This window comes from Sphingomonas lenta, assembly GCF_002288825.1.
In the GTDB taxonomy this organism is placed as follows: Bacteria; Pseudomonadota; Alphaproteobacteria; order Sphingomonadales; family Sphingomonadaceae; genus Sphingomonas; species Sphingomonas lenta.
This window is the reverse complement of the sequence record NZ_NSLI01000003.1, coordinates 963,684-986,165: the sequence shown is the minus strand read 5'-3', so window position 1 is coordinate 986,165 and position 22,482 is coordinate 963,684. Positions and strand designations below refer to the sequence as shown.

General features: G+C 70.4%; 22 protein-coding genes and 1 tRNA gene. 13 read left to right on the top strand and 10 right to left on the bottom strand.

Features of this window, described 5'->3' with window-relative positions; genetic code table 11:
- Positions 1 to 85 precede the first annotated feature (85 nt).
- Both CKY28_RS11965 and CKY28_RS11960 read right to left on the bottom strand, forming a co-directional pair.
- Positions 86 to 1,321, bottom strand: coding sequence for a chymotrypsin family serine protease (locus CKY28_RS11965; protein WP_245841805.1), 1,236 nt, complete (start codon positions 1,319 to 1,321; stop codon positions 86 to 88).
- A 186-nt stretch (positions 1,322 to 1,507) separates the two neighbouring features.
- On the bottom strand, positions 1,508 to 4,888 hold the full coding sequence (locus tag CKY28_RS11960) for an amidohydrolase family protein (RefSeq protein ID WP_095998509.1): 3,381 nt from the start codon (positions 4,886 to 4,888) through the stop codon (positions 1,508 to 1,510).
- A gap of 84 nt (positions 4,889 to 4,972) precedes the next feature.
- On the opposite strand from CKY28_RS11960, the gene CKY28_RS11955 reads away from it, so the two are divergent.
- From CKY28_RS11955 to CKY28_RS11935, 5 genes are read left to right on the top strand one after another with little or no spacing between them, the layout of a single operon-like run.
- Positions 4,973 to 5,710 (top strand): alpha/beta hydrolase, encoded by a 738-nt coding sequence (locus CKY28_RS11955; protein WP_095998508.1) that lies wholly within the window; start codon positions 4,973 to 4,975, stop codon positions 5,708 to 5,710.
- Positions 5,707 to 6,144 (top strand): VOC family protein, encoded by a 438-nt coding sequence (locus CKY28_RS11950; protein ID WP_095998507.1) that lies wholly within the window; start codon positions 5,707 to 5,709, stop codon positions 6,142 to 6,144. The genes CKY28_RS11955 and CKY28_RS11950 overlap by 4 nt, the downstream gene beginning before the upstream one ends.
- The gene (gene gloB / locus CKY28_RS11945) at positions 6,144 to 6,869 is read left to right on the top strand and encodes a hydroxyacylglutathione hydrolase (protein ID WP_095998506.1); all 726 of its coding nucleotides are present in this window, start codon (positions 6,144 to 6,146) and stop codon (positions 6,867 to 6,869) included. Before CKY28_RS11950 ends, gloB begins: the two co-directional genes overlap by 1 nt.
- A 35-nt stretch (positions 6,870 to 6,904) precedes the next feature.
- Positions 6,905 to 7,321, top strand: coding sequence for a hypothetical protein (locus CKY28_RS11940; protein WP_095998505.1), 417 nt, complete (start codon positions 6,905 to 6,907; stop codon positions 7,319 to 7,321).
- On the top strand, positions 7,318 to 7,683 hold the full coding sequence (locus tag CKY28_RS11935; protein WP_245841804.1) for a hypothetical protein: 366 nt from the start codon (positions 7,318 to 7,320) through the stop codon (positions 7,681 to 7,683). Before CKY28_RS11940 ends, CKY28_RS11935 begins: the two co-directional genes overlap by 4 nt.
- Here CKY28_RS11935 and hslU read toward each other — a convergent pair.
- The 5 genes from hslU to CKY28_RS11910 form a co-directional block, all read right to left on the bottom strand.
- Entirely contained in the window at positions 7,680 to 8,975 is a 1,296-nt protein-coding gene (hslU, locus tag CKY28_RS11930; RefSeq protein WP_095998504.1) for an ATP-dependent protease ATPase subunit HslU, read from the bottom strand. The genes CKY28_RS11935 and hslU overlap by 4 nt on opposite strands.
- Positions 8,976 to 9,132: 157 nt before the next feature.
- Entirely contained in the window at positions 9,133 to 9,678 is a 546-nt protein-coding gene (gene hslV, locus CKY28_RS11925; RefSeq protein WP_095998503.1) for an ATP-dependent protease subunit HslV, read from the bottom strand.
- A gap of 109 nt (positions 9,679 to 9,787) precedes the next feature.
- Positions 9,788 to 10,657: an alpha/beta hydrolase gene (locus CKY28_RS11920; RefSeq protein ID WP_245841803.1), complete on the bottom strand. Its 870-nt coding sequence runs from the start codon at positions 10,655 to 10,657 to the stop codon at positions 9,788 to 9,790.
- Between the two features lie 9 nt (positions 10,658 to 10,666).
- The gene (locus CKY28_RS11915; protein ID WP_095998501.1) at positions 10,667 to 11,077 is read right to left on the bottom strand and encodes a holin family protein; all 411 of its coding nucleotides are present in this window, start codon (positions 11,075 to 11,077) and stop codon (positions 10,667 to 10,669) included.
- 60 nt (positions 11,078 to 11,137) lie between these two features.
- Positions 11,138 to 11,677 carry a glycoside hydrolase family 108 protein gene (locus CKY28_RS11910; RefSeq protein WP_095998500.1) on the bottom strand — a complete coding sequence of 180 codons (540 nt, stop codon included), beginning with the start codon at positions 11,675 to 11,677 and terminating at the stop codon, positions 11,138 to 11,140.
- 359 nt (positions 11,678 to 12,036) lie between these two features.
- Here CKY28_RS11910 and CKY28_RS11905 point away from each other — a divergent pair.
- The 5 genes from CKY28_RS11905 (at position 12,037) to CKY28_RS11885 (ending at position 15,684) form a co-directional block, all read left to right on the top strand.
- Positions 12,037 to 12,113: transfer RNA gene (locus CKY28_RS11905), tRNA-Pro, on the top strand.
- Between the two features lie 309 nt (positions 12,114 to 12,422).
- The gene (gene yajC / locus CKY28_RS11900) at positions 12,423 to 12,755 is read left to right on the top strand and encodes a preprotein translocase subunit YajC (protein WP_095998499.1); all 333 of its coding nucleotides are present in this window, start codon (positions 12,423 to 12,425) and stop codon (positions 12,753 to 12,755) included.
- On the top strand, positions 12,755 to 14,347 hold the full coding sequence (secD, locus tag CKY28_RS11895; protein WP_095998498.1) for a protein translocase subunit SecD: 1,593 nt from the start codon (positions 12,755 to 12,757) through the stop codon (positions 14,345 to 14,347). Before yajC ends, secD begins: the two co-directional genes overlap by 1 nt.
- A gap of 12 nt (positions 14,348 to 14,359) precedes the next feature.
- Positions 14,360 to 15,319: a protein translocase subunit SecF gene (gene secF, locus CKY28_RS11890; RefSeq protein WP_342747170.1), complete on the top strand. Its 960-nt coding sequence runs from the start codon at positions 14,360 to 14,362 to the stop codon at positions 15,317 to 15,319.
- On the top strand, positions 15,316 to 15,684 hold the full coding sequence (locus CKY28_RS11885) for an Mth938-like domain-containing protein (protein WP_095998497.1): 369 nt from the start codon (positions 15,316 to 15,318) through the stop codon (positions 15,682 to 15,684). Before secF ends, CKY28_RS11885 begins: the two co-directional genes overlap by 4 nt.
- Here CKY28_RS11885 and CKY28_RS11880 read toward each other — a convergent pair.
- Positions 15,669 to 16,826, bottom strand: a complete 1,158-nt coding sequence (locus tag CKY28_RS11880) for a glycosyltransferase (protein ID WP_095998496.1) — start codon at positions 16,824 to 16,826, stop codon at positions 15,669 to 15,671. The genes CKY28_RS11885 and CKY28_RS11880 overlap by 16 nt on opposite strands.
- Before the next feature lie 169 nt (positions 16,827 to 16,995).
- Complete coding sequence (locus CKY28_RS11875) at positions 16,996 to 17,817, bottom strand: class I mannose-6-phosphate isomerase (RefSeq protein WP_095998495.1); 822 nt, start codon at positions 17,815 to 17,817, stop codon at positions 16,996 to 16,998.
- Positions 17,818 to 17,901: 84 nt separating this feature from the next.
- Here CKY28_RS11875 and CKY28_RS11870 point away from each other — a divergent pair, with 84 nt between their 5' ends.
- The 3 genes from CKY28_RS11870 to CKY28_RS11860 all read left to right on the top strand — a co-directional run bounded on the left by CKY28_RS11870 (position 17,902) and on the right by CKY28_RS11860 (position 22,054).
- The gene (locus tag CKY28_RS11870; protein WP_425442507.1) at positions 17,902 to 18,834 is read left to right on the top strand and encodes an outer membrane protein assembly factor BamD; all 933 of its coding nucleotides are present in this window, start codon (positions 17,902 to 17,904) and stop codon (positions 18,832 to 18,834) included.
- A gap of 196 nt (positions 18,835 to 19,030) precedes the next feature.
- Positions 19,031 to 20,689 carry a DNA repair protein RecN gene (gene recN, locus CKY28_RS11865; RefSeq protein ID WP_095998494.1) on the top strand — a complete coding sequence of 553 codons (1,659 nt, stop codon included), beginning with the start codon at positions 19,031 to 19,033 and terminating at the stop codon, positions 20,687 to 20,689.
- 153 nt (positions 20,690 to 20,842) lie between these two features.
- Positions 20,843 to 22,054: a DUF418 domain-containing protein gene (locus CKY28_RS11860; protein ID WP_245841802.1), complete on the top strand. Its 1,212-nt coding sequence runs from the start codon at positions 20,843 to 20,845 to the stop codon at positions 22,052 to 22,054.
- Here CKY28_RS11860 and CKY28_RS11855 read toward each other — a convergent pair.
- Complete coding sequence (locus CKY28_RS11855) at positions 22,029 to 22,460, bottom strand: Hpt domain-containing protein (RefSeq protein WP_425442506.1); 432 nt, start codon at positions 22,458 to 22,460, stop codon at positions 22,029 to 22,031. The genes CKY28_RS11860 and CKY28_RS11855 overlap by 26 nt on opposite strands.
- Between the last annotated feature and the right edge of the window lie 22 nt (positions 22,461 to 22,482).

Here is a 22,482-nt window from a genome sequence, read left to right as displayed (position 1 = left end):
CATGCCGGATTTGATCCGGCATCCACGCGCGTCCGCTTATCCGAGAGCATCTTTGCGAACAGAGGGGCCGCGCATGGACCCCGGCTCAAGGCCGGGGTGACGGTGGTACTGGAAGGGGCGTTACCCCCTCCCGCAACACCGTCCAGCCGCGCGGGAGGAAGTCGATCGGCATATAGTAGAAGAAGTTGCACCCGCCGTCCGCGGCGTAGCTCGCACCCTTGACCAGTCCCAGGGCGGTGGTGCCGACGAAGACCGGCCCGCCGCTGTCGCCGCTGCGGCACACCGGACCTGCGACGGTGACCCAGGTCGGCGTGCAATCGCCGCCGCATAGGTCGCCCGACGGCGCGAAGTCGGTCAGCTCCACCTCCGCGCACGAGTAGCCGGTGCGCTCGCCGCGGTGGCAGACGAAGTCGCCCGCGCGCATGCTATGCCGCCCGCGCGAGCCTGTCACCGGCCGCGACCGCGTCTTGGGCGTGTCGGCGAAGAAGTAGGGGCGCAGCGGCTCGGCGGCGAGATGGAGCTGCACGTCCTGATAGCCCCAGCCCCATTGGTCGATGAAGGTCAGCGGCAGCTCGCGCCGGTCTTGGTCGACGTAGGACAGCGCGTCCGGGCAGTGCGCGGCGGTGACCACGCCCGCCCGCGCCCCGTCCGTCACGACGAAGCCGGTGGTGCAGGCGTAGCGGCGGCCGTCCGTGTTGCTGACGCCCACCACGCGCGCGCCGCCCTCGACGGACAGATTCGCGACCCGGTCAACGCTGCGCAGGCGCACCGGCACGCCGATGTTGAGCGTCAGGTCGGTGAGCAGCGCGTCGTGGCCGTACAGCTCGACATCGTCTTGGTCGACGGTGACCACCATCTCGCCCGTGCGCTGGTTGAGGCCTAGGCTGGGCGCGTGCGGCAGGTTCGCTCGAAGCGCGGGCTGGTGCCGCTCGATTGCGGCGACCACCTCGCCCCGCGTCGCTGCCGCGCCGGTGCGGTACAGGACGGGCACGGCCATGCCGCCGACGAACAGGCGCTCCTCGGGCACGGGCGCGTCGCCCTTGAGCAGCACGACGATGCGGTAGTCGGGCATGTGCTCGATCGCGATGCCGGTGAGGCGGTCGGCGAAGCGTCGGGCGATCGCATCGGTCGCGGCGACGCTCTCCTCCTGCGCGCGGAGGCGGCGCAGGGCTTCGTCGAGCGGGACGCCGTAGCGCGCGGCGTACTCGCCCGCGTCCTGGGCGAGCGCGTCGAGCGGAGTTTGCACGACCTGCGCTGCAACGGATGTGCCGAGTCCGACCGCCGCTACGACGGCCAGCGCCGTACGCTTCCAGAACTTCATCCCCGCTCCCGCCTTCACGCGTCTTTCATAGCGGATCGAACGGCAACGGGCGATGAACCTCCCTTTTCCTCTCCCCTCTGGGGAGAGGGTGGCCGAGCGCAGCGAGGTCGGGAGAGGGGCAGTAACTGACGGCAGCACCCTACCCCTCTCCCCGGCCCTCTCCCCGGAGGGGAGAGGGAGAGGCGCTTAGTTCGCCCGCTGCTCCCACCAATAGGCCGGCCGCTTCGCCGTGCCCGTCGAGACCTCGTTCATCGTCGCCGCGTCATACAACCGCCCGCCGAGCATCACCCGGCTCACCTTGTCGCTGTTGCGGATGTTCTGCGTCGGGTCGGCGTCGAGCACGACCAGGTCGGCGAGCTTGCCCACCTCCAGCGAGCCGATATCCTTGGCCATGCCGAGCGACTGGGCGGGCACGATCGTGCCCGCGCGCAGCGCCTCGATCGGCGTCATGCCGCCGCGGACGAAGCTCCACAGCTCCCAGTGCGAGCCGATGCCGGCCTGCTGACCGTGCGCGCCGATCGAGACGAGGATGCCGCGGTCGGCCATCTTCTTCGCCTCGCGGGCGTTGTCGTCGTCGACGAAGTTCGACTCCGGCGCGGTGGTTCGCCTGGCGAAGGCGGCGTTGAGCTGCGCGGGCGGCGTGTGTGCGCGGAGCAGCGGGTGGCCGGTCCAGTCGACCGCCTGCCGCCAGTACGGGTCGCCCGCCAGACCGCCGTAAGACACGACCAGCGTCGGCGTGTAGTTGACGTTCGTTTGGCTCCAGAACTGCACCACGTCGTCGTAGAAGCGCTCCAGCGGCACGTTGTGCTCGAGCGTCGAGTTGCCGTCGGCGATCAGGTTCATATCCATGCCGTAGAGCGAGCCGCCCTCCGCCACGACCTGCATGCCCTCGCGGCGCGCCGCTTCCACCACTTGCTGCCGCTGGTCGCGGCGAGGCTGGTTGTAGTTCTTGACGCTGTTAGCACCCTGCGCCTTCAGACGCCGGACATGGGCGAGCGCGTCGTCCAGGCTGTTGATCTCGGCGTAGACGTTCGGGTTGCGCGCGCCGTAAACGATCTCGCCCGTCGAGAAGATGCGGGGCGCCAGGATCAGCCCGGCCTGCTGCATCTCCTTGGCCGCGAAGATTTCGGCCGCGCGGTTCGAGGGATCGTGGATCGTCGTTGTGCCGAGCGCCAGGTTGGCGATCATCGACCAATTGGCCTGAGGCACCAGCTCGTCGTCTCCCGCCGGTCCGTGCGCGTGCGCGTCGACCAGGCCGGGGATGATCGTCTTGCCGGCGACGTCCACCACCGTCGCGCCCGCGGGCACGGCCGTGGAGCCGCGCGGGCCGACGGCGACGATGCGATCATCGCGCACGACCACCACGCCGTCATCAACGATCCCGCCGTCCGCGCCCGCCATGGTGACGAGCTTGGCGCCGACCAGCGCGACGGTGCCGCGGTGCTTGGCCGCCTGCTGCTCCATGCCGAGCGAGGTGCGCGCGACCGCCGCGACGGCGGCGGGCGCGTTCTTCGGGCGCGGAGCATCGGCGAAGAGCTGTGCACGATCGACCGTGTGCAGCGTCGGCCCCATGCTCCAGTGGAGCCGGTCGCCGTTCGTGGACCAGTGCACGTAATCCGCGCCGCCTGCGCTCACCTTGGTGATCGGCGTCGCCTTACCCTTGGGCTCGAGCTCGACCGCCTGGTTGCCGGGCACCAGCGGCGTCACGAACGCCTCGTAATTCTGGCGAAAGGCGACGAACTGGCCGTCGGGCGATACGTCGAAATCGGTCAGCAGCTCGCCCGCCGCGTGGACGCGCTTGGCTTCGCCGTTCAGGTCGGTGCTGACGAGCTGGCGCTTGGTCTTGCCGTCCTTCGACTCCGACGCGATCATGAACAGGCGGTCTTTGGACGCGCCGAATTGGGGCGACGCCATGCCGCGCGCGATGCGCACTGGCGCGCCGCCCGAGGCCGCGACGCGGTACACGCCCGGGTCCTCCGACCAGCGGGGCGAGGTCAGGCCGCCGCCGCCGACGCGCTCGAACACGATCGTCCGGCCGTCGGGCGAGAAGCGTGGGCTGCGATAGTGGCCGGGCGTCGTGGTGACGTCGCGGGGCGTCCCGCCCCCGCTCGCCACCGTACGCACGCGGCCGAGGTCCCGGTCGTTCCAGCTGACGAACGCGATCGTGCGGCCGTCGCGCGACCAAGCGGGGAACAGCTCTATGCCCTCTTCGCCGCGCGTCAGACGGCGCGGCGTGCCGCCCGCGACGGGGCGGACGTAGAGCTTGCCCAACGTCTCGAACACGACCTGCCGCCCGTCGGGCGACACGGCGGCGAAGCGCGGCATGCGCGTCGTGAAGCGATCGGGCGCGACCTCCACCGTCGGATGCGGCGCCGCGATCACGCCGCGCGTGTCGTTGATCGTGAAGGGGATCTCCGCCGCGCGCGAGCCGTCGCCGTCGACGCGCCGGATCTTGCCGCCCGCCCAGAAGACGAGGGAGCGGCTATCGGGCGTCCAGGCCATGTTCGGGTAGACGCCGGTGACGGCCCAGGTCTCCTGCACGTCTTGGTCGAGCGCGTCGTAGATCTTGCGCTCCTCGCCGCTCTCCAGGTCCTTTACGTAGAGTTTGGACCGCGTCGCCTCGCGCCGGACGAAGGCGATCTTCTTGCCGTCGGGCGACGGGGTCGGGCGCACGGAGCCGCCTTCGCCGGAGACGGCGGTGGTCGTCTCGCCCGTCTCCAGGTCGTAGCGCATGATGTTGAACAGGTCGGTGTTCGAGTCCTGCGCGTATTCGAAAATCGGGCCGGGCGTGATGTTGCGCGTGTAGAAGACCGACTTGCCGTCGGCGGCGTAGACGGGTTCGCCCAGCTCCTTCTGGTGCTGCTCGTTCGGGCGCTTGACCAAAAGGACGCCCGATCCGCCGGAGACGTGGTACATCCACACCTCGCCCGTGCCGAGCGAACGGCCGGTCGTGAAATGCTTCTTGGCGACGAAGAAGCGGCCGTCGGGACTCCAGCTCGGCTGGTTCAAGAGGCGGAAGTCCTCGGTCGTGACCTGGCGCTTGTCCGACCCGTCGTGGTTCATGATCCAGATATTGTCGCCCCCGCCCCGGTCGGAGGTGAAAGCGATGCGGCGGCCGTCGGGCGAGAAGCGCGGGTGCACCTCCCAGGCGAGCCCCTCGGCGATGCGCGTGGGCGTGCCGCCCTCAATGGGCATCGTGTAGATGTCGCCCAATAGCGCGAAGGCGATCGTGCGGCCGTCGCGACTCACATCCAAGTCGATCCAGCTGCCCTCGCTCGTGCGGATCGGTACCTGGCGGATGGTCGCGCCCGGAGGGGCGTTCACGTCCCAAGTCGTAGGCGTCGGCGTGGGCGACGGAGCCGTGGCCGGCGCGGTCGCGGCCGCGGGCGGCGTCGGTACGGGCGTGGGAAGCGGGGTCGGCTGCGCATCGGGCCGGATCACCCGATCCTCGGGCGCTTCCGTCTGCTCGACGGGACGCGGGGGCTGCTGTTGGGGCGATACTTGGGCCGCGACTTGATGGGCGGCGAGCGCGGCGAACGAGACGAGCGCGACGATGCAGTGCTTCATAACTCTCCTTGAGCGTTTTCAGCAGGCTATCGCCGCTCGCCGCGGGTTTCGCAATCCGTCCCGCAAGCGTTATGGGCGTGCGCCATGACCGCAGCCGCCCGCCCCCGCCTCGCCTACCACCTGCACGAGGGGCACGGGCCCACGATCGTGTTCTTGCCCGGCTACGCGTCGGACATGACCGGGTCCAAGGCGATGGCGCTCGACGCCTGGGCGCGCGAGCATCACCACTCATACCTCCGCTTCGACTACGGCGGCTGCGGCAAGAGCGAGGGCGCGTTCGAAGAGCAGACGCTGGCGGATTGGCGCGACGACGTGCTCGCCATGATCGACTCGGTCGTGGGCGGGCCCGTGGTGCTGGTCGGATCGTCGATGGGCGGGTGGCTGATGCTGCTCGCGGCCAAGGCGCGGCCCGAGCTGGTCGTCGGCCTCGTCGGGATCGCGCCGGCGCCGGACTTCACCGACTGGGGCTTCAGCCAGGACGAGAAGATGTACCTGCTCCAGCACGGCCGGCTGGAGCGCCCCAACCCGTACGGGCCGGAGCCGACCGTCTACACGCGCGGCTTCTGGCAGTCGGGCGAGGCGAACCGGATCATGTTCGGCACCGTGCCCGTGAACCTGCCGACGCGCTTGATCCAGGGCCAGCGCGATCCGGACGTGCCCTGGCACCGCACTGCGCAGCTCGCGACGATGCTGGAGAGCGACGACGTCCAGTGCTGGCTGGTCAAGGACGGCGACCACCGGCTGTCGCGCGACGAGGACATCCGGCTGCTGATCCGCGCCGTCGAGGACGTGCTGCGGGCGATCGAGGAGAAAGCCGAATGAAGTACCTCCATACGATGATCCGGGTGAGCGACCCGGAGGCGACGATCCGCTTCTTCGAGCTGTTGGGCCTGAAGGAGGTGCGGCGCACGGAGAGCGAGCAGGGCCGCTTCACGCTGATCTTCCTGGCGACGCCCGACGACATGCGCGGGCCGGGCGAGCGAGCGCAGGCCGAGGTGGAGCTGACCTACAACTGGGATCCGGAGGAGTACTCCGGAGGCCGCAACTTCGGCCACCTCGCCTATCAGGTCGACGACATATACGAGACGTGCCGGCGGCTCCAGGACGCGGGCGTGACGATCAACCGCCCGCCGCGCGACGGCTATATGGCCTTCGTGAAGACGCCGGACGGCATCTCGATCGAGCTGCTCCAGCTCGACGGCCGCAAGCCGCCGCAGGAACCCTGGGCGTCGATGCCCAACACGGGAACGTGGTGATGCTGGAGGTCGTCCGCGTCCCCGTGCTGTCCGACAACTACGCTTGGCTCGTCCACGATCATGCGTCGGGCGAGACGCTGGCGGTCGACCCGGGCGAGGCCGGGCCGGTACTCTCTGCGGCGGCGGAGCGGGGCTGGCGCATCGGGCAGGTGTGGGCGACGCACTGGCACCCCGACCATGTCGCGGGCATTCCCGAGATCAAGGCGGGCGGCGCGGTCGTGACCGGGCCGGCGGCGGAAGCGGCGCGCATCCCGACGCTCGACCGCACGGTGGCTGAGGGCGACGCCGTGACGCTGGGCGAGCACCGCGCGGCCGTCATGGAGGCGCCGGGACACACGGCCGGGCACATCGTGTTCCACTTCGACGAGGCGGGACTGGTCTTCACGGGCGACACGCTGTTCGCGATGGGATGCGGGCGATTGTTCGAGGGCACCGTCCAACAGATGTTCGGCGCCATGCGCAGGCTGGCCGAGCTGCCGGACGGGACGCAGGTCTACTGCGGACACGAGTACACGCAGGGCAACGGCCGGTTCGCGCTCAGCGTCGAGCCGGACAACCAAGCGCTGCGCGCGCGGATGGTGGAGGTGGACGCGTTGCGGGCGCGCGGCGAAGCGACGGTGCCGACCACCATCGGGTTGGAACGCGCGACCAACCCCTTCATGCGCGCGGGCTCGGCGGAGGAGCTGGCGCAGCTGCGGACGGGCAAGGACCATTTCCGCGGCTAGACGCGTTGAGGAAAGGCGGGACCGGAGAACGAGCTATGAGGATTTGGTTCATCGCAGGACTGACGGCGCTCGCTTCCTGCGCCGCCACACCGCAGGAGGCCGCGCGCGCCGCCGCCGACGCCGCGGACCAGCAGGCGAAGCTGGAGCGGGAGCTGGCCGGGCTGACGCCGGGCGAGCCTAGCAACTGCCTGCCCACGACGTCGCGGCCGGCGCTCAACAGCGACGTCTATGGCGGCACGATCGTCTTCACCGCCTCGCGCGACCTCAAGTTCCGCAACGACACCACGGGCGGGTGCGAGGCGGCGCAGAACGACCGGGCGTCGCTGGTCACCTCCACACCGAACGGCCGGCTGTGCCGCGGCGACATCGTGCAGGTGGTGGATCAGATCACCCGCATCCCGTTGGGCAACTGCGCGCTGGGCGACTTCACCCCGTACCGCCGCGCCCCGTGATCCGGGCCGCGCTCCTGCTGGCGCCGCTGGCCGCGTGCGCGACCCCCGCCGTCGCGCCCGACCCTCTGGCGGGGCTGGTGGCTGGCGAACCGGCGAACTGCATCTCGCTCAACCGGAACACGTCGCCGGAGGTGGTCGACGAACGCACCATCCTGTACCGCGAAACGGCGCGCCGGGTGTGGCGGACGGGCCCGGTAGGTAATTGTCCCGGCCTGCGGCCGATCACCACGCTGATCGTGAGGGTCCAAGGCGCCCAGCTCTGCCGCGACGACCCGTTCCAGGTGGTCGCGCCGCAGCAGATCATCGCGTCGGGGATCTGCCGCTTCGACCGCTTCACCCCCTATGAACGTCCGCGCCGCTAGAGGACGAAGCGGCTAAGGTCCGTGTTGCGGGCGATGCTCGCGAGCTGCCTATCGACGTAAGCCGCGTCGACCGTGAGCTTGCTCCCCTGCCGGTCCTCGGCGTCGAAGCTCACCTCCTCCAGCAGTTTCTCCATGACCGTCTGGAGGCGGCGGGCGCCGATGTTCTCGACCTGCCCGTTCACCTCGGCGGCGATGCGGGCGACGGCGCGGACGCCGTCGTCGGTGAACTCGACCTCCACGCCCTCCGTCGCGATCAGCGCGCGGTACTGGGCGGGGAGCGACGCCTTAGTATCGGAGAGGATGGCGACGAAGTCCTCCTCCGTCAGCCCCTTCAACTCGACGCGGATGGGCAGGCGGCCCTGGAGTTCGGGAAGCAGGTCGGACGGCTTGGCGACGTGGAACGCGCCCGACGCGATGAAGAGGATGTGGTCGGTCTTCATCGGGCCGTACTTGGTCGAGACGGTGGTGCCCTCGATCAGCGGCAGCAGGTCGCGCTGCACGCCCTCGCGGCTCACCGAGCCGCCGCGGACGTCGGACACGGCGATTTTGTCGATCTCGTCGAGGAAGACGATCCCGTTCGCCTCCGCGTCGGCCAGCGCCTGGCGGCTCACCTCGTCCTGGTCGAGGCGCTTGTCGGCCTCCTCTTCGACGAGCTTGTCCCAAGCGGCGCGCACCGTCAGCTTGCGGCGCTTCATCTGGTTGCCGCCTAGTTTGCCGAGCATTTCCCCTAAGTTGATCATGCCCATCTGCGCGCCGCCGGGCAGCTCGAAGGGCAGGCTGGGCTGCTGCTCCAGCTCGATCTCGATCTCCGTATTGTCGAGATGGCCGTCGCGGAAGCGCTGGGTGAACGCCTGGCGCGTCGCCTCGCTCGATCCTTTGCCCGTCAGCGCGTCGAGAAGGCGGGAGAGCGCCGCGGCCTCCGCCTTATCCTTGACGGCCGAGCGTCGGCGCTCCTTCTCCAGCCGGATTGCCTCCTCCACGAGGTCGCGGGCGATCTGCTCGACGTCGCGGCCGACATAGCCGACCTCGGTGAACTTGGTCGCCTCCACTTTCACGAAGGGCGCGTCGGCGAGCTTGGCGAGGCGGCGGCTGATCTCCGTCTTGCCGCAGCCGGTGGGCCCGATCATCAGGATGTTCTTGGGCGTGACCTCGTCACGCAGGCTCGCGTCGAGCTTCTGGCGGCGCCAGCGGTTGCGCAGCGCCACGGCGACGGCGCGCTTGGCGTCGGCCTGGCCGATGATGTGCTCGTCGAGCGCGCGGACGATCGCCTTGGGGGTGAGATTGTCGTTCATTTCTTCTCTTCTTCAGCCCTCTCCCGCTTTTGCGGGAGAGGGACAGACCCGGAGGGCCAGGGTGAGGGCCTGAGTTGAGCGCATCCCGAGGAACAGGCCCTCACCCGACCTCGCTGCGCTCGGCCACCCTGTCCCGCAAAAGCGGGAGAGGGATGAGTCAAGTCGCGCTGTCCAGCGCCTCCACGGTCAGCCGGTCGTTGGTGTAGACGCAGACCTCGGCGGCGATGCCCATCGCTTTGCGGGCGATCGTCTCGGCGTCGGCCTCGTACTCGTTCAGCGCGCGGGCGGCGGCGAGGGCGTAGTTGCCGCCCGAGCCGATCGCGGCGATGCCGCCCTCGGGCTCGAGCACGTCGCCGTTGCCCGTCAGGATCAACGTCACGTCCTTGTCGGCGACGATCATCAGCGCTTCCAGATTGCGGAGGTACTTGTCGGTGCGCCAGTCCTTGGCGAGCTCGACGGCGGCGCGCATGAGCTGGCCGTTGTGGCGCTCCAGCTTCGCCTCCAGCCGCTCGAACAGGGTGAAGGCGTCGGCCGTCGCGCCGGCGAAGCCTCCGATGACCTTGCCGTCCGCGCCTAAGCTCCTGACCTTGCGCGCGTTGGGCTTCATTACGGTCTGGCCCATCGAGACCTGTCCGTCGCCCGCGATGACCACCCGCCCGTTCTTGCGGACGGAGCAGATGGTGGTGCCGTGCCATTTCGGCATGGCGTCTGTGTTCCCGCTCATGGGCCGCGATGTAGGTGGGCGTTGCGGCGGCGCAACAGGAGGGCCGGAGCCCGGTCTAAGTACACTAAAGCACATTGCAAGAACGCCCCTACTGCGCGTGTCGGCGGAGGAAGGCGGCGCTGTCGGCGAGCGCGGGCACGCGTCCGCGAAACGGCCGAGCGAGCGCGATCACCGGGTCGGCATGGCCTGCGCCGGGGTAGAGCTTAAGCTCGACGGGCGCGCCGGCGGCCTGAAGCTTGGCGGCGAGCGCTTGGGAGTTGCGCGGGCGCACGGTCGTGTCCGCCATGCCGGTGGCGAGGAGGAGCGGCGGCGCGTCGGGCCGGGCGAAGCTGATCGGCTGCGTCTCCGCCGGACGGGGCCAGTTCCCCAGCGCGGCCTGCGAACGCGCATCGGTCAGCGGCAGGAAGTCGTACGGGCCAGACAGCAGCGCACCCGCCTTGATCGTGCGCGGGTCGACGCCCGCCTCGCGCAGCCAGCGCACGTCGAGCGCGAGCAGCGCCGCGATATGCGCGCCCGCCGAGTGGCCCACGACCGTGATCCGGTCCGGGTCGCCGCCGTATCGCGCGACGTTGTCGCGCACCCAGCGGATCGCGGCCGCGCCGTCCTGCACGAACGCCGGGAAGCGCACGTCGGGCACGAGGCGGTAGTCGGGCACGACGGCGACGAAGCCCTGCCCGGCATAGGCGCGGCCCGCGAAGGCATAGGCGCCGCGCGAGCCGGAGGACCATGCGCCGCCGTAGAAGAATACGACCACCGGCAGCCGCTCCGCGCGGCGCGGGGCGTAGACGTCGAGCCGCTGGCGCGGGTGCGCGCCGTACGGGACACTGGCGGCGACGCGGCCCGGCCCCGCGCCCAATCGGGCGACACCGTCGACCGAGTTGAGCAGCGCGGGACCGCAGGCCGCGAGTGAGGTGAGGAGCGCGGCGAGCACGAGGCGGCGGGGCATAGGCTTAGGCATGAACGCCGCTCAACGCTCCACCCCCTTCGCCTTTCCCCAGGTCCGCGCGACCGTGTAGCCGAGATAGCCCGTGCCGAAGAGCGCGTAGAGCGGTTCGGGGATGCCGTTCAGGTACGCGCTCATCCCCGCCGCGATGGCGGCCGCATCGGGACGGACGGCGGCGATCAGGCCCATGGGGATGGACCAGAGCAGCAGCGCGTACATGACGTAGAGGAAGCCGGGCCGCGCCCGCGACGTCCAGGGGTCGGCGGACTGCGCGTCGGCGAGCACCGCCATGAGCTGCGCCTTGGTGCGGTCGAGCTCGTTCGTCGCCTCCATGCGCAGCAGCTCGAGCTTGGCCGCGTCGCGGGCCTTGGGGTCGGGGATGAGCTTGTCGAGCACGCTCGCGAGCGGGCCGAGGACGCCGTCGATCAGGGACATGATGTTCTCCGAAGTTTACGACTTTGACGACATTGATACGGAATGCGCATCGAATCGGCCCTAACCGAGCCGGTTCGCCAGCCAGCCGTAGAGAAAGGCCTCGTTCGCGGGCCGGCGCTCGGCCAGGGACAGGTAGCGTTCGCCCTGGAGCGCCTCGATGGCCTTGAGCAGCACGGTCTCGCCGCCCTCCCCGCGCGTGGCTAGAAAGGCGTCGAGCGCGGCCAGCGTGATCGGGCCGACCGCGCCGTCGATGGCCAGATCCGGATAGTCGGTCGCGCCGCGGTTGAGCGCGTTCAAGGCACGCTGGAGAAACGCGACCGCGACCGTCGGCCCCATGTTCACGCCCGTGTCGAACAGCTCCGCCGCGAGGTCGGGCGCGCGGTCGTGGACGCGGTTGAACGCGGGACGGAGCCAGTAGAGCCGGCGATGGATGCTCGCGGCCACGTTGCGCGGGAGCGCCCGCATCGCGCCATGATAGCCGTTGGCGCGCGCGACCGCCTCCGTCACGCCCCAGCAGGTGGCGCCGCCGCGGTCGGCGGGGTGGTGGACGTAGCCGCCTTCGCGGTCGATGAGGTCGTCGATGAGCGAGTCGATGTGCATGTTGGTCCTCCCGTTCCGGTTGAGAACGAAAGGTGAACACAGATGCGGGCTTGTAGGACAGCCCCGGCGGCGAAGATTTTTGCATGAGCAAGAATCAAGCGAACTAGCCGGGGCCGGCCGGCGTCGCCGCGAGCGACGACCGGCGACGCGGCTTCGCCGCGGCGATCCGTCCCTTTCTCCCTTTCCCACCCCGGCGGAGGCCGGTGCCTAATCAGGGTGACCATCGGGCATGGGCGCTTCCGCTTGCCAGCGCCCCGTGACTGGGCCCCGGCCCTTGCCGGGGAGGGCGGACGCTTGAAGGTCTCACCCCCTCCCCCTTGCATCCCGCGGCCGGGGGGCGTATCGGCGCGCGTCTCGGTCGGGGCGTAGCGCAGCCTGGTAGCGCATCACACTGGGGGTGTGGGGGTCGCAGGTTCGAATCCTGTCGCCCCGACCAGCCATACCCTGCTTCCATCCACCTCTCGTCACCCCGGACTTGATCCGGGGTCCATGCGCGGCCCGCCTGTTCGCAGAGGCGCTATCGAACAAGCGGACGCGCGTGGATGCCGGATCAAGTCTGGCATGACGAAGAAGAGGAAGCTCGCGCAGCAGCGCCGCGGCGAAGCCGCGTCGTCGGACGGGTCAGGGCCGAAGCCCTGCCCGCCGGCCGCGCTCGGGGCGAGCGTTGCGCCCGCCCCGGCGCGGTGGTAGCGGAAGCCGCTTGCAACCGACTGGCGTCTGCCAGCCGTCGCCACCACGGGACTCCATGCTCATCACACCCGCTTTCGCCCAGGCCACCGGCTCGGCCTCCCAGGGCACCGCAGGATCGATCCTCGGCCTCCTGCCGCTGATCCTCGTTTTCATCGTCTTCTACTTCCTGATGATCCGCCCGCAGCAGCGGCGCATGCGCGCGTTGCAGCAGTCGATCGCGGCGGTGAAGCGCGGCGACCAGGTCGTCACCGCGGGCGGGATCGTCGGAAAGGTGACCAAAGTCGAGGACGCGCATGTGGAGGTCGAGATCGCGCCCAACACGCGCGTGCGCGTCGTCAAGGCCACGCTGACCGAGGTCGTGGGCACGGCCAAGCCGGCGAACGACTGATGCTCGACATGCCCCGCTGGAAGACGCTCCTCACCTGGGGCGTCGTGGCGATCCTGTGCCTGTTGGCGGTGCCCAGCCTGACGCCCGACCGCTACCTGCCGAACTGGGCGGAGCGGCTGCCGCGGGTCAATCTGGGCCTCGACCTGGCGGGCGGCAGCTACCTGCTGCTCGAGGCGGACACGGCCGCGCTGCAGGGCACGCGACTGGAGGCGCTGCGCGACCAGATTCAAACGGAGATGCGCCGCCAGCGTCCGAGGATCGAGATCGGCGACATCTCGACGCGCGGGGGCCAGGTCAGCTTCATGCTGCGCGACCCGTCCCAGGTCGACGCGGCGCGCGAGCGGCTGCTGGGCATCACCGGCGGCGGCGCGGGCTTCACGGGACAGCGCGAGTACGACATCCAGGTCGTCGACCAGAGCCGCTTCGTCATCACCCCGACCAGCGCGGGGCTAGCCCAGGCCGTCGACACCGCGATGTCAGACGCGACGGAGGTGGTGCGGCGGCGCATCGACGAGCTCGGCACGCGCGAGCCGAGCATCCTGCGCCAGGGCGCGAACCGCATCGTCGTGCAGGTGCCGGGTCTGCAGGACCCGGAGGCGCTCAAGGCGCTGCTCGGCCGCACCGCGCGGCTCGAGTTCAAGCTAGTCGACCTGAACGCGACGCCCGATCAGCTCGCGCGCGGCCAGGCGCCCGTCGGCAGCCAGATCCTGCCCTCGGCGGAAGGCGCGGGGCCCGTCGCGGTCAAGCGCAGCGCGATCCTGACGGGCGACCGACTGATCGACGCGCGCCAGGCGTTCAACCCGCAGACGAACGAACCCGAGGTCGTCATCAACTTTGACAACGAGGGCGGCCGCCGCTTCGCGCGCGTGACCACCGCCAACGTCGGCAAGCCGTTCGCGATCATCGTCGACAACCAGGTCATCTCCGCCCCCTCGATCCGCGAGCCGATCACCACGGGCACCGCGTCCATCTCCGGCAGCTTCACCGTGGAGAGCGCGAACCAGCTCGCCATCGCGCTGCGCTCGGGCAAGCTGCCGGTCGACCTGCGCGTGATCGAGGAGCGGACGGTGGGGCCGGACCTCGGCGCCGACTCGATCCGCGCCGGCATCATCGCCTGCGTGGTCGCCACCGCCTTGGTGATGGGCTTCATCATCGTGACCTATGGCGGGTTCGGCCTGTTCGCCTGCGCGGCGCTGGTGCTGAACGTGCTCATGATCGTGGCGCTGATGGCGCTGTTCAACTCGACGTTGACGCTTCCGGGCCTCGCCGGCTTCGTGCTGACGGTGGGTGCGGCGGTCGACGCCAACGTGCTCATCAATGAACGTATTCGGGAGGAGCAGCGCAGGGGCCGCAAGCTGCTGGACGCGATTTCGCACGGTTTCACCGAGGCTTCGACCGCGATCTTCGATGCCAACGTCACCAACGTGATCGCGGGCGCGCTGCTGTTCTGGTTCGGCTCGGGGCCGTTGCGCGGTTTCGCGGTGGTGCTGATGATCGGCATCGTCACCTCCTATTTCACCTCCGTCACCGTGGTGCGGGCGATGGTGGCGCGCTGGTTCCGGCGCACCCGCCCGCGCGAGCTGGTGCTGTAAGGGTCCCGCGCCATGATGCGTCCGCTCCTCAAGCTCGTCCCCGACAACACCAACATCGACTTCATGCGCGCGCGGTGGTTCGCCGTGCTCCTGTCGATCCTGATGGTGGGCGCGTCGATCGCGCTGATCGCGACCAGGGGGCTGAACCTCGGCGTCGACTTCGTCGGCGGTCAGCAGATCCAGGCGACCTTCACGCAGGCGCCCTCGCTTGAGCGGCTGCGCGGGTCGATCGGCGGCCTCAACCTCGGCGAGCCGACGATCCAGCAGTTCGGCCGGCCCAATGAGATCGCCGTCCGCATGCCGCGCCCGCCCGCCGGCGTCGAGGACGCGGAGGCGACCAGGCGCATCCAGGCGGCGATGCGCGCGGTCGATCCTCAGGTCCGCTTCGACAACGTCGAGGCCGTGTCGGGCAACGTGTCGGAGGAGCTCGCCTGGGACGGCGCGCTGGCGCTGCTGCTCGCGATGCTGGGCATCGTCGCGTACATCTGGTTCCGCTTCGAATGGCAGTTCAGCGTGGGCGCGCTGGTCAGCCTGTTGCACGACATGATCATCGTGGTGGGCTTCTACGCGCTCACCCAGATCGAGGTGGGGCTGAACTTCATCGCGGCGCTGCTGACGCTGATCGGCTATTCGCTGAACGACACGGTGGTGGTGTACGACCGCATCCGCGAGAACTTGCGTCGTTACCGCAAAATGGGGATCGAGGAGCTGCTGAACCTCTCGGTCAACGAGACGCTGAGCCGCACCATCGCCACCAACGGGTCGGTGCTGCTCGCGGTGCTGGCGCTGGTGCTGATCGGGCCGGAGACGATCTATCCGCTGACGATCGGCATCCTGGTGGGCGTGGTCGTGGGCACCTACTCGTCGATCTATGTCGCGCGCTTCCTGCTCGTCCCGCTGGGCGTCGGACCCGACAGCTTCCTGCCGCGCGCCGCGCCGACGGGTGCCGAACGGGTCGCCCCGCGGACGTGAGGATCAACCAGGAGCGGGCGGCGACGGGGCCGATCGTCACGGGACTTGGCCCGCGCGGGTTCAAGCTGGGCGAGGAGCACTTCCGAGCGTTGCTGCTGACCGTCGAACGCGCGACGCCCTGGTCCCCTCCCCCGCTCGCCGAGTTGCGCGCCGCGGCCCTGGCGGAGCTGATTGAGAGCGGGCCGGAGTTCATCCTGCTCGGCACGGGGCCGACTTTGCAGCGGCCCTCGCGCGAGCTGGTAGCGGAGCTGGACGCGGCGGGGCTCGGCGTCGAGCCGATGGACAGCCGCGCGGCCGCGCGCGCCTGGGGCGTGCTGCGCGGCGAGGGCCGCAAGATCGCGGCGGCGCTCTACCCGCTGGACTGAACGAGGCCGGCCAGGTGCTCGCGTAGCGCGCGGGCGTTCGCTTCCCAGGTGAAGCGGCGGGCATGGGCGCGGACGGCTTGCGGGTCGGACGGGGAGGCCAGCAGCTCGGCCATGGCGCTGGCGAAAGCGGCGGGGGTGCGCTCGGCGATGCGGCCGGCGTTGGGAGCGGTCACGACCTCCCGCGCGCCGCCTGCGTCGGTGATCACGATCGGCACGCCGCAGGCGAGCGCCTCCACCCAGGCGTTGGCGAGGCCCTCGGAGGCGGAGGCGAGCGCGAACACGTCGGCGGCGGCGAGCAGGTCGGGGAGCAGGTCGTGCGGGATCGAGCCGGCCAAGCGGACGCGGTCGGCCACCCCCAAGCGGGCGATCAGCGCTTGGAGGCGCGGGCGCTCGGGGCCTTCTCCGGCGATGAGGAGCGTGACGCCGGGGAGCGACGCGACGGCCTCGATCACGATGTCATGGCCCTTGCGCGGGATCAGCGCGCCGGTGGAGACGACGAGCGGCCCTGCGACGCCTATTGCGGCCTTGGCGGCGGCGCGATCGGCGGGGGCGAAGCGGTCCTGGTCGACGCCGGTGTGGTGCACGCGGATGCGGTCGGCGGGCATGCCGAGGGCGACCATGTCGTCGCGCATCGCGGCTGAGACGGCGAGCAAGCCCTGCGCGTCGCGGCCGGCGGCGAGGACCTGGCGCGCGGTGGCGGGGGCTCGGCCCCAATGATGAATGTCGGCGCCGCGCGCCTTGATGGAGACGGGCACGCCGTAACGGCGGCCCAGCGCGATCGCCGCGGGGCCGTCGGGGAAGAAGAAGGACGCGTCGATCACGTCGAAGCTGAGCCCGTCCAGCAGCGGACGCAGCGCGCGGGTGAGGAGCGGCGCGTGCCAGCGCCCCTGCGTGCCGGGCAGGTTGAGGAAGCGCGGGCGGTGGACGTCGAGGCCGTTCCGGGTCTCGCGTCGAGGCAGCGTCGCGAGGGCAGCGTAGCGGAGGCGCGCGAACAGCGGGGGTGGCAGGCCCAGCGGTGCGACGACGGTGACCTGGGTATCGGGGAGGCTGGCTAGGCCGAGCGTCTGACGCTCGACGAACACGCCGAAATTAGGGCGGCTCGCGTCGGGGAAGAGCGTGGAGAGGGTCAGGACGCGAAGCATCGGGTCCGGCTTAGCGCGTCCACCTTACCAAGCCCTCTCCCGCTTTCGCGGGAGAGGGACAGGCGCGGCACGCGCCAGGGTGAGGGCAGTACCTGTCAAGGGCGGGCCCTCACCCTGCGGCTGCGCCGCTGTCCCTCTCCCGCGAAAGCGGGAGAGGGTTTCGCATCCGTCAAAGGCGCGTCGTACCCGGATAGGCGAACAGCAGGTCGGCCCCCTCGCCCGTCTCGACGCGCTCGCTCCCGGTCACCGTGACGCACTCGCCCGCCCGGAACGGCACGCCCGCGACCTCGCCCTCGCCGGTGATCGGGACCAGCCACGCCGTCGCACCTTCCGGCAGCGCCACCTCGCGCCCGCCGCGCCAGCGCTCGAGGACGAACTTCGGCCCCTCCACCAGGATCGTGCGGCCCGGCTCCACCTCGCCCGGCGCGGTGATCGGTTCGTACGGCACGGGGTCGGCGACCGCGATCCCGTCGTCCAGGTGCAGCTCGCGCGGGCGGCCATAGTCGTAGAGCCGGTAGGTCGTCTCCGAGTTCTGCTGCACCTCGATGAGCGTGATCCCCGCCCCGATCGCGTGGATGGTGCCCGATGCCGAGTAGTAGAAGTCGCCCGCCTTGACCGGCTTCCAATCGAGCAAGCCCTCGATCGACCCGTCCAGCGCCGCCGCCCTCAGCGTGTCGCGGTCGACGGGCTCTTTCGTCCCCAGCGCGATCGTCGAGTCGGGCTCGGCGGTCAGGATCGTCCAGCACTCGTCCTTGCCGCGGGGCAGGCCACGGGCGTGCGCCTGCTCGTCGTCGGGATGGACCTGCACCGACAGCTTCTCGTCGGTGAACAGGTACTTGATCAAGAGGTCGGGCGCGCTGTTGCCGGGCTCCTGGAACCAGACCTCGCCCACGGGCTCCGCGTCCGGCGCGGGGTCGGGGAAGCCGGGGAACAGCGTGTGACGCCCCCAGGGCTTATCGACGCGGTGGGTCCGGAGCTTGGTCGCGGGCATATGGGGTCCTTCCTGCAGGTGCGCCTCGCCACTACAATGTCGGGGCGCGCGGGACTAGAACCGGCCCGCCCCCCACGCTAAAGCATGGAACCGATGCGTATCCTCCCGTCCAAGCCTATCGCGGCGCTGCTGATCGCGGCCGTCGCCCTCCCCCTCGCCGGTTGCGCGCGCAACCGCTCGTCCGGCGACGTGCCCTATGTCGCGCGCGACGTCGGCACGCTTTACACCACCGCCCGCAACCGCCTCGACCGCGGCCAGTATAAGGAGGCGGCGGTGCTGTTCGACGAGGTCGAGCGCCAGCACCCCTATTCCGTCTGGGCCCGGCGCGCGCAGCTGATGAGCGCGTTCAGCTATTACCTGAACAAGGATTACACCCAGGCGATCCAATCGGCGCAGCGCTTCCTGTCCGTGCACCCCGGCAACCGCGACGCGCCCTACGCCTATTACCTCATCGCGCTCTGCTATTACGAGCAGATCAGCGACGTGACGCGCGATCAGAAGATCAGCCGGCAAGCGCTCGACGCGCTGGGCGAGCTGACGCGGCGCTACCCGAACACGCGCTACGCCGCCGACGCGCGGCTCAAGATCGACCTCGTCAACGACCACCTCGCCGGCAAGGAGATGGAGGTCGGCCGCTTCTACCAGACGCGCGGCCAGTGGCTCGCCTCCTCCATGCGCTTCCGCCGCGTGGTGGACCAGTATCAGCAGACCACCCACACGCCCGAGGCGCTGATGCGGCTCGTCGAGACCTATCTGGCGCTGGGCGTCCGGCCGGAGGCGCAGAAGGCCGCGGCCGTGCTGGGCCGCAACTATCCCGAAACCGAGTGGTACGAGCGGGCCTACAAGCTGATGGGCGAGCACCCGGTGCAGGCGATCGCGCCGGTGGCCGCGGGCCAGCAGGTCGTGGCGCCGGGCGCGCCCGCGACCGAGGGCAATATGGGCGCGCCGGGCCTGGGCGTGCCGAACGAGACGCCGACGCCCAGGGTGGACACGACGCAGACGCCGACCGGAGGGTGATCCTCCTCCCCTCTCCCGCTTTCGCGGGAGAGGGTGGCCGAGCGCAGCGAGGTCGGGTGAGGGCCTGTTCTCCGGGATGCGCGCGGTTCAGGCCCTCACCCTGGCCCTGCGGGCCTGTCCCTCTCCCGCGAAAGCGGGAGAGGGCGAGAAAGACGGGGATCACTTTCTGTTCCGGATCGTCTAAGCCTCGGCGACGATGCTGACCGGGCTCTCCATCCGTGACGTGGTGTTGATCGAAGCGCTGGACCTGGAGTTCGGCGCGGGGCTGGACGTGCTCACCGGCGAGACGGGTGCCGGCAAGTCGATCCTTTTGGACGCGCTGGGGCTGGCGCTGGGCGCGCGCGGCGACAGCGGGCTGGTGCGCCACGGCGCGGGTCAGGCGGTGGTGACCGCGACCTTCGACCCGCCCTCGCCCGACCTCGCCGCGATGCTCGACGAGAACGGCGTGGAGGTCGAGCCCGGCGAGCCGCTGCTGATCCGCCGCGTCGTCAAGTCGGACGGCGGCAGCCGCGGCTTCGTCAACAGCCAGCCGGCGTCGGCGGGGCTGCTGCGCGAGCTGGCACCCTATCTGGTCGAGATCCACGGGCAGCACGACGATCGCGGGCTCTTGAACCCGCGCGGGCACCGGGCGCTGCTCGACGCCTTCGGCCGCGTCCGGCCCGAGGAGACGGCGCGCGCCTGGGAGCGCTTGCGCGCGGCGGAAGGCAAGCTGGCGGCGGCGCGCGCGGAGATCGAGGCGGCGGCGCGCGACCGCGAATGGCTGGAGCACGCGGTCGACGAGCTGACGCGGCTCGCCCCCGAGCCGGGCGAGGAGGAGGCGCTCGCCGACAAGCGCCGTGGGATGCAGCGGGCGGAGAAGATCGCGGGGGAACTAGAAACAGTGGCTGATTGCCTGGAGGGCTCGAACGGCGGCATCTCGTGCCTGCGCCAGGCGGCGCGCGTGCTGGAGCGCGTGGGCGAGGACCATCCGGCGCTCGCCGAGGCGCTCGCGGCGGTGGACCGCGCGATCATCGAGTGCGCGGCCGCTGAGGACAAGTTGCGCGAGGCGCGCGTGGCGCTCGCCTATGATCCCCGCGAGCTCGAGGCGGACGAGGCGCGGCTGTTCGACCTGCGCGGCATGGCGCGCAAGCACCGCGTTCAGCCCGACGACCTCGCCGCGCTGGCGGAGGAGCTGAGCGGGCGGCTGCAGCGGCTCGAAGCCGGCGAGGAGGGCATCGGCAAGCTGGAGGCGCAGGTCGCCGCCGCGCGCGCCGAGTACGACAAGGCCGCGGACGCGCTCAGCGAGCGGCGTCGCGCGGCGGCCGCGCGGCTTGACGACGCCGTCGCGGGCGAGCTGCCGCCGCTCAAGCTCGACGCCGCGCGCTTCCGCACCAACGTCGCGCCCGCCTCGCCCGACAATTGGTCGGGCGCGGGCAAGGACCGCGTCGAATTCGAGATCGCGACCAACCCCGGCGCGCCCTTCGCGCCGCTGGCCAAGATCGCGTCCGGCGGCGAGCTGTCGCGTTTCCTGCTCGCGCTCAAGGTGTCGCTCGCCGAACAGGGCGGCGCGGCGACGATGATCTTTGACGAGATCGACCGCGGCGTCGGCGGCGCGGTGGCGAGCGCGATCGGCGAGCGGCTCGCTCGGCTGGCCGAGCGGACGCAGCTGCTCGTCGTGACGCACTCACCCCAGGTGGCGGCGCGCGGCGACCGGCACTTCCTGATCGCTAAGGCGTCCGACGGCACGGTGACGCGCACCAGCGTCCGCGTGCTGCCCGAGAACGAGCGCCGCGAGGAGATCGCGCGGATGCTGTCGGGCGCGACGGTGACCGACGAGGCGCGGGCGCAGGCGGGAAGGTTGCTGGAAGCGGCGTAGGGGCTCGCCTCCTACTTCGCTCTCGTCATGCCGGACTCGTTCCGGCATCCACGCGCGTTCGCTGTTCACGGGCGCAACGCTTGCAGACACGGACGCGCATGGACCCCGGGGTCAAGCCCGGGGTGACGGTTGGGAAGCGAAGGAGATCAGAGGGTGGCGACCACATCGGCGGACCGCATCGCGACGCTCGACGTCATCCGCGGCGTCGCCGTCATGGGCATCCTCGTCGCCAACCTCCCCGCCTTCGGCCTGCCGCGAGCGGCGTATTTCTCGCCGTCGCCCTGGGGCGGAACCGGTGCCGCCGATATCGCCGCGTGGACCGCCACCTTCGTGCTGGTCGAAGGCAAGATGCGCGGGCTCTTCTCCTTCCTGTTCGGCGCGTCGATGCTGTTGGTGATCGACCGAGCGACGCAAGCCGGCGAGACCGCGTTCAGCGTGCACTACCAACGAATGTTCTGGCTGTTCCTGATCGGGCTCGTCCACCTCTATGGCCTCTGGTGGGGCGACATCCTGGCGCACTATGCGCTGGTCGGGGCGGCCGCCTTTTTCTTCACCGGTTTGCCGGTGCGCGGGCTGATCGTCGCGGGCGCGGCCGCCCTGATCGTCCAGGCGATCTGGAGCGCCCTCCCCCTTCTGGCGATCCTGGCGAACATGCCGGGCGCCGACGCCATGCTGGCCGGTTTCGGCGCGGGCAGCCCCGGCGTCTCGGCCGAGGTCGCGGCGATGCGCGGCGGTTACGCCGAGACGCTTTCCTGGCGCGCGGCGAACAACACCGACCCGTTCAGCTTCCTGTTCTTTGCCGCGCCGGAAACGCTGGGCTACATGCTATGGGGCATGGCGGGACTGAAGTCCGGCTTCCTGACCGCCGCGTGGGAGCGCCGCCGCTATGCGCGCTGGGCCGCGATCCTGGTCCCGTCCGGATTGGCGCTCTATCTCGTCTTGGCGGCGATGACGCTGCGGTCCGGATTTGATCCGCGTTATGTCCTTTTCGGCTCGATCGTAGGTTCGACACCTATCCGACCGGTCTTTTTCCTGGGTTATGTGTGCCTGATCGTTCTGGCCGCGCGACCGGGCGGGTGGTTGACGGAAAGGGTCGCCGCGGTCGGCCGGACCGCGTTCACCAACTATCTCGGCACGACCTTGTTGATGACCGCGATCTTCCAAGGCTGGGGCTTGGGGATGTTCGGCCGGCTGGGACGCGCGGAGATGTATCTGCTCGTGCCTGTCGCCTGGGCGCTGATGCTCGCTTGGTCGAAGCCCTGGCTTGAGCGCTACCGCTACGGTCCGCTCGAATGGCTGTGGCGCAGCCTGGCGCGGCTGGAGGTCCAGCCGCTTCGACTTAGCCCGCGCGTCCGAACGTCGTAGGCCGCCGGCCGAAGCCCGCCGCGGGACGGCGCTCGGCGAGCGGATTGGCTTCGCGCTCAAGCAGTTGCAGCGTGTCGTTGAACAGCGGCCTGAGCTTCACGACGAGCTCCAGCGCCTCGTCGGGCGTGTCACGCGTCTCCACGCAGTCGCGCGCGATGTTCTCGATCTGCTCGGCCAGCGCCGCCAGCGGCTCCGCGCCAAACTGGCGGGACTCGCCTTTCAACGTGTGGGCGGGAATGACGAGTTGCGCGGCCGATTTGGCGCGCATCGCCCCCTCGATCTGCGCGACCGACTTCACCCCGTCCTCGCGGAAATAGCCCAGGATGCGGACGAACCCCGCGCCGAGCTCGCTTCGCGCCTTGGCGTAGGCGTTCCAGTCGACCAGCGTGCTACCTTCGAACGACACCAGCATCTCCCGCGCGCCGCGG